This window comes from Variovorax sp. KBW07 (genome assembly GCF_003852515.1).
Taxonomy (GTDB): Bacteria; Pseudomonadota; Gammaproteobacteria; order Burkholderiales; family Burkholderiaceae_C; genus Variovorax.
Genome location: NZ_QAJK01000185.1, coordinates 1 through 6,397, shown reverse-complemented (window position 1 = coordinate 6,397; position 6,397 = coordinate 1). Strand labels below are relative to the sequence as shown.

At 68.0% G+C, this 6,397-nt stretch carries 4 protein-coding genes; 1 reads left to right on the top strand and 3 read right to left on the bottom strand.

Annotated features, from left to right (window positions below; genetic code table 11):
- Positions 1–186 precede the first annotated feature (186 nt).
- Positions 187–1,194 (bottom strand): tripartite tricarboxylate transporter substrate binding protein, encoded by a 1,008-nt coding sequence (locus DBV14_RS30300; RefSeq protein WP_311732874.1) that lies wholly within the window; start codon positions 1,192–1,194, stop codon positions 187–189.
- Positions 1,195–1,382: 188 nt separating this feature from the next.
- Between DBV14_RS30300 and DBV14_RS30295 the strand changes: the two genes are divergently transcribed.
- The gene (locus DBV14_RS30295; protein WP_124465161.1) at positions 1,383–2,348 is read left to right on the top strand and encodes a fatty acid desaturase; all 966 of its coding nucleotides are present in this window, start codon (positions 1,383–1,385) and stop codon (positions 2,346–2,348) included.
- Here the strand turns inward: DBV14_RS30295 and DBV14_RS30290 are convergent.
- Both DBV14_RS30290 and DBV14_RS30285 read right to left on the bottom strand, forming a co-directional pair.
- A complete protein-coding gene (locus DBV14_RS30290; RefSeq protein ID WP_124465159.1) occupies positions 2,323–5,271 on the bottom strand; it encodes a WG repeat-containing protein in 2,949 nt (982 codons plus the stop codon). The two genes, DBV14_RS30295 and DBV14_RS30290, sit on opposite strands and share 26 nt — an antisense overlap.
- A 71-nt stretch (positions 5,272–5,342) precedes the next feature.
- The gene (locus DBV14_RS30285) at positions 5,343–6,272 is read right to left on the bottom strand and encodes an alpha/beta fold hydrolase (protein WP_124465157.1); all 930 of its coding nucleotides are present in this window, start codon (positions 6,270–6,272) and stop codon (positions 5,343–5,345) included.
- Between the last annotated feature and the right edge of the window lie 125 nt (positions 6,273–6,397).

The following is a 6,397-nucleotide window of genomic DNA, read 5'->3' as shown; positions in this document are numbered from 1 at the left end:
TGGTGTACCGCTGATCAACGACCACTCTGATGACGCTCACGCGGATGGTGTGCTCTGCGCAGCGAAATAAAGGAGGAGCGAAGCGGGGGACATTCGCGGAGCAGAGCACACCGTCGGCGTGAGCGGCGCCCTGAAGGCAACTGAACAACAGCCCCTCAACAGCAAAAGCAAGATCCCTTCCCGAAGTCAGTTCGGCTGAATCCCCGCCTGCTTGACGACAGCCGTCCACTTGACGGTTTCGGTCTGGATGAACCGGCCGAATTCCTCCGGCGTATTGCCCACGGTGAACGCACCGATGTCGTCGTATCGCCGTTTGAAGTCGGCCGACTGCACGATGTCGCGCAGCTCACGCGACAGGCGTTGCACCAACGGCGCCGGCGTGCCGCTGCGCACCACCACGCCATACCAGGACGTGACCTCGAAATCGGGCAACCCCGCTTCGGCTGTCGTCGGCACATCGGGCAACCACGGCGCGCGCGTCTTGTAGGCCACGGCCAGTGGCTTCAGGGTGCCGGCCTTCACGAACGGAATCGCGGTGATCACCTCGTTGAAGATGAACTGCGTCTGGCCTCCCAGCAGGTCGTTGATGGCCGGTGCGCTGCCCTGGTACGGAATGGCCGTGAAGTCGGCGCCGGTCTGCGTCTTCAGCAGCTCGCCCGCGAGGTGCGAATACGCGCCCACGCTGATGCCGTAGTTGACCTTGCCCGGGTTCTTCTTCGAATAGTCGATCAGCTCGCGCGGCGTGCCCACGGGCAGCTTCGGGTTGACCAGCAGCACCTGCGGCGTCTGCACCAGCAACGACACCGGCGTGAAGTCGCGCGCCAGGTCGTAGCTCAGCTGCTTGAAGAGCGCGGGCTGCACCGTGAGGTTGGAGGCCGGGGCGAGCAGCAGCGTGTAGCCGTCGGCCGGCTGGCGGGCGACGTATTCGAAGCCGATGTTGCCGGCCGCGCCGCTGCGATTCTCGACCACCACCGGCTGCTTGAGCCGTTGCTGCAACTGTTCGGCGACCTCTCGCGCGATCTTGTCGGCGATGCCGCCGGCCGGGTAAGGCACGACGACGCGGATGGTCTTGGTGGGGTAGTTGGTGTTGGTGACAGTGGTGTCGGTGGTGGCCGCATGGGCGGGCATGGCGCTCATCAACAACGCGGACGACGACGACAACGCCCCCAGCAGAACGACGGCACGACGGGACAACGGCAAAGGTTTCATGGGGCGGGTGCGAGGGCAGGCAGGAAAGCGGGCTGGCAGGAGCGCCGCAAAGCCGTGGAGCGTAGGACGCACCGGCCCCGGACCGGAACGAAGTTTCGCGACCTTGCTTATGCGAAATCCGCGCATGCAGATGGGTTCTTCATACCTAGGATCGCGGTCCTCCCCTTCGCACCATGACCTCGACCGCCGAACCGTCCAACGCTGCTCCCGCTCCCGCGCGCACGACCGCGCCTGCCGCCACCGCACGCCAGCGCTGGTGGTGGCACTACGAAGTGCCTACGCTGCTGCTGGCGGCCGCGCTGTACGGCGCATGGGCCGCGCTGGTGTGGTGGCACGCGGCGGTGCCGGGCTGGGCGCTGTTCGTGCTCGGGGGGTTCCTGGCGCAGCTGCACTTTTCGCTGCAGCACGAGAGCATCCACGCGATGCGCCACCTGCCGAAGTGGCTGCGCCACGCCGTGGTGTGGCCACCGCTCAACCTGTGGCTGCCCTACCCGTTCTACAACCGCGGCCACAGCGCGCACCACGTCAACTACCACCTGACGCACCCCGAGCGCGACACCGAGAGCGCCTACCACTCGGCGCCCGCCTGGGCCGGCTACGGGCCGGTGTGGCGGTGGATCTACATGGCGAACCAGACCATCGCGTTCCGCGTGGTGCTGGGGCCGTTTCTCCGGCTGTGGAAGCTGGTGCGCTTCGAACTGGGACAGGTGCTCTCGGGCAACTTCTCGCGCCTGCCGACCTGGGGCTGGCATGCGCTGAGCGTGGCGCCGGTGCTGTACTTCGTGATCGGCGTCTGCGGCATGGGCTTTGGCGAATACCTGCTGTACTTCGTCTACCCGGGGATGATGCTGGGCTCGCTGCGCACCTTCACCGAGCACCGCTGGGCCGACACGCCGCACGAGCGCGTGGCCATCGTCGAGTCAAACATCGTGTTCGGGCTGCTCTACCTCTTCAACAACCTGCACCACGTGCACCACCGCGCGCCGACCATGCCCTGGTACGAGATCCCGGTGTACTTCCGGCGCCACCGCGCGGCGGTACTGGAAGCCAACGGCCATTTCTACTACCGGGGCTACGGGCAGATCGTGTGGCGGCATTTGTTCCGGCCGGTGTTCACTCCGGTTCATCCGACGTGGTAGCTGCAGCAGCAGCGGCCAGCGCTTCGAGGCGCTGCGTCCACTCGCGGGCCTTGTCTTCGTCGAAGAGCGGGCTGTCGGGGTCGCCATAGAGCTGTTCGGCCAGGGCCTCGATGCAGGGCCCCTGGCTGTCGCGGTTGTCGTCGCAGTCGTCGAGCGCGGCGCCGGTGAGCAGCCAGCGCTCGGCGGCGTCGGCGTCGCGCGGCGCGCCCTGCCCCCTGAAACGCATCAGGCCCAGTTCGTAGCAGGCCCAGCCCTGCAGGCACTTGTCGTCGTCTTCCGCCAGCTTCTGCAGCGCGTAGATGGCTTCGGCATGGAGGGCGTTCACTTGCGCTTGCGCATGGCCCTGTTCTGCCAGCGCCAGCGCGTGCTGGCGCAGCGTGCTGCCGACCTGCAGCGTGGCGTCGGCGTCGCCGGCTTCCTCGGCGCGGCGAAAGTAGCCGATGGCGCGCTCGAGGTCGGGCACTCCGGGTTCGCCGAGCTTGTGCGCAATGCCGAGGTTGAAGAGCGCCATCGCATCGTTCTGCCCGGCCGCCACTTCGTAGTGCCGCACGCCGCCTTCCAGGTCGCGCTCGCCGCCCAGTCCTTCGTACAGCACGAAGCCGAGCTGGGCCTGTGTGGCCGCGTCGTCCGCGCCGCCGTTCGCAATGGCGTGCAGCAGCCACGCGCGTGCCGTGACGGCGTCAGCACCGATGCCGGCCGTGTCCCTGCGCAGCATCGTCGCCAGCTCGCGCATGGCCTCGGGCAGGCCGTCGGGCGATGCGGCCGCGGGTGCGTCACCGGGCTCGCGCACGCCGGCGGCGCGCGCCATCCAGCGCAGGGCTTCGAGCGGATCGGCCTCGACGCCCTCGCCGTCGCGCAGGTGGCAGGCCAGCTCGTAGGCGGCCCGCATGTCGCCGGCGGCATGGCGCGCGGCCATGTGCTCGGTGTGCGATTGCTCGCGGCCGTCGGCATGCAGCCAGACGTACGCGTCGCGGTCGTTGCGCGCGGTCTTGACCGGCTCGCCGGCGCTCCAGCGCTTGCGCAGCTCCGAGCGAACCAGCACCGAATACCAGCCGTCGTTGACCGACACCGGCATGGCGATCCACGGATACGCCTGCGGGTGCAGCACGGTTCCGTCGTCGCGCAGCACGCCCACGGCGAGTTGCCCCTTGGCGGCCTTGGCGGCGCGCGGCAACGGCTCGGCGACCAGCCAGCCGATGTCTCGCGTGCCCCACGTCAGCGGCAGGAGCGTGCGGTATTTGCAGGGCACCAGTTCTCGGCCGGCGGCAACGTCGTAGATGCCCCGCAGCCACGGCGCGTTCCTGGCCTTGCGGCCGCCCTTGGAAGCCACGCGCACCAGGTCGCGCTCGACCATGGCGTGCACGCGCTCCTCGCCGGTGAGCGGCTCGAGTGTCTCGAACAGGCCGTAGTCGAAGGGCACGAGCACGCGGCCCAGCGCATCGACCAGGCCGCACTGGCCTTCGGCGCGTTCCACGGCAAAGCGCTTCGGACGGGGCGCCTCGGGTTCGCGTTCATCGTCTTCGGATTGCAGCAGCTCGACGGGATATTCCGCGAGCAGTTCGATCTGCTCGTACACCGGCTCGAGCACGACGCGGCCCTGCGCATCGAGCAGCCCGGTCTTTCCGTCGCGCGTGGCTTCGAAGGCCTCCCATTCGAAGCGCCACTGGAGGATGTCGAAGCCTGGCGGCACGGCCCATTCGCCGGAAGCGCGCACCAGCCCCCAGCCGCCCTCGTCGGCGCGCGCGGGTGCAAGGCCGAAAGGCGTGAAGTCTTCGGCCTCGTTGAATCGCGGCTCGATGGCCCATTGGCCCTGCAGGTCGACATAGCCGATGCGCTCGCCCACGCGAGCGCGCACCCTGCCTTCGACAAAGCTCCAGACCTCGTCGACCGAGGGCTTCAGCAGCCAGCTGCCGTCGGTGCGCAGCAGGCCGATGTCGTCGCCGACCATGGCCGTGGCGACGTCGCCTTCGAAGTCCCAGTCCTGGTCGAGCTGCGGCTCGAGCAGCACGCGCGGCGCATCGGCGTCGGCGAGCAGCAGGCCGGAACGCCCGTCCCGTGTGATCCAGAGCAGGCGCGGATCTTCGGCGCCGGCGTGGCGGATGTCGTCCCACGCGGGCTCGACCACGGTGATGCGCCTGCTGCGATCGTCGTTGTCATCGTCCTCCGGGATGCGCATCACGCCCCAGCGGCCATCAGCCTCGAAGCGCCAGAGTTCGCCGGCCAGGTGGTTGTCGTAGTCGGGGCCGTCGTTGTCGTCATCTTCTTCGTCCGGCTCGAAATCGGCGAAGCGCTCGTCGCGCGGCGGCTCGTAGCCATCGAAGTACGGATGCGAAATGCTGCCCAGGCCGAAGTGCCAGGCCCAGGTCTCCCAGTCCGAGAAGCGCTTGATGCCGAGCGCCGCATCCACGCCCGGGTAGTTGCCGCCGTCGATGCAGCGCCGCACCTCGGCCCACAGCTCGTTGCACTCGCGCCGCTTGCGTTCGATGAAGCTTTCGGCATCGGACTCGCCGCCCAGCCAGGAAAGCTCGTCGAGGTTGGCGGAGAAGCGCGGCGAACTGTCGTCCGGTGCCTCGTCGATCAGCTCGGCCAGGTGCAGCGCCAGCGCCTCGAACTGCAACGCGATTTGCGGCAGCGTGTGCAGCATCGGGTGCCGTTCGACAAAGGCCTGCAGTTGCCGGACGCGCATGAGCGCGGCATGCGCATCGCTGGCGAGGTTGTCGGTGTCGGCGTCGCCGAACACGCGCTGGTGGTCGATGGCCTCGCCGGCATCGCCATCGGCCAGCAGGATCTGCCAGAGAACAGGAAAGTTGTTGTTGGCATCGGCCATTTCGGTGGCCGATGCCTGTTCGTCATCTTCGTTTTCATCGCCGTGGCCGGCGTCGGGGGAACTGTGTTCGAAATAAAGCCAGGAGCGATTACCCATGTGTGGTCGGTGCGTGTGTCGTCCATGGCAAAGGCCATGGTTGCGCCCAGTTTAGAGGCGCGCCTTCACGCTCACATGACCGACAGTGGCTGCACTAAAAATTGCGTAACCTGCGCAAGCACGTCCTGCTCCTTGAGGATGCGGCGATGCCCCCAGCCCTGCGTGGCCACGAGGCGCGCACCGGCAATGGTGTCGCGATAGGCCTCGGCATCGGCGAAGCGATTCACGCGGTCGTCGCGGTCATGCACGATGAGCGTCGGCTGCACGATGCGCGGCCCTGCGAAGGCGGGCTCGAACTGCTGCATGACCACGCCTTCACGCGCTTCGAACATGCGTTGCATCGCGGCTCGCGTGGGTTCGCTGAGGCCGAATGCATGCGCGAAGTAACGCGTGTATTCGCGCGGCGACGCGGGCGGTGCGAGCAGCACGATGCGCTGCGCCGGCAACCCGCGCCCTGCCGCATAGGCCAGCGCATTGGCGCCGAGCGAATGCGCGACCACGGCACGCAAGGCGGCGCCGTCGTTGGCGAGTCGCGTGGTCACGTAGTCGATGGCGCGCGCGAACTGCGCGCCGTTGGTGGCGGTGCCGGCGCTGCGGCCATGCGCCGGCAGTTCGAGCAGCACGGGCCGCAGGCCGGCCGTCGCAAGGGCTTGTGCCAGCGGAAGCATCTGGCCCGCGTGTCCGCCCCAGCCATGCACGAGCAAGACGACGGGTGCCGATTCGGCGGCGGAGTCCTGCGAAGCAAGGTGGTAGATGCCGAGGCTGGCGTCCTCGAAAGACCAGGCTTCGCGTCGCCAGTCGGCACCGGGGTGTTGGCCGCGATAGAGCCACTTGGGAGGCAGTGGTGTGCCGAAGACGCGGTAGGCGGCGCGCACGCCGAATGCCGGCCAGAGGCGTTGCGAGGCACCGAGTGCGAAGCGCAACGTGCGCATCAGGCGGCTGGCGCCGTAGTAGTTGACGGGAGCGGCCTTCGAGGTCGCGGAGGCGGAAGTGCTTGTCATGTCGTGTGTCCTTCGATGTTTTTCGGCGCTGTTGCTGGGCCGTTCGGCACTTGAGGCGGGGCCGATCCGTTGAGGCGCATTGCGCGTTGTGTTGCTGGGTGCTGGGGTGCGGGTTCATCTTTGGC

Excerpts from the sequence above, each read along its gene's own strand:
- DBV14_RS30285 (WP_124465157.1), bottom strand. The coding sequence starts at position 6,272 with ATGACAAGCACTTCCGCCTCCGCGACCTCGAAGGCCGCTCCCGTCAAC.
- DBV14_RS30290 (WP_124465159.1), bottom strand. The coding sequence starts at position 5,271 with ATGGGTAATCGCTCCTGGCTTTATTTCGAACACAGTTCCCCCGACGCC.
- DBV14_RS30295 (WP_124465161.1), top strand. The coding sequence starts at position 1,383 with ATGACCTCGACCGCCGAACCGTCCAACGCTGCTCCCGCTCCCGCGCGC.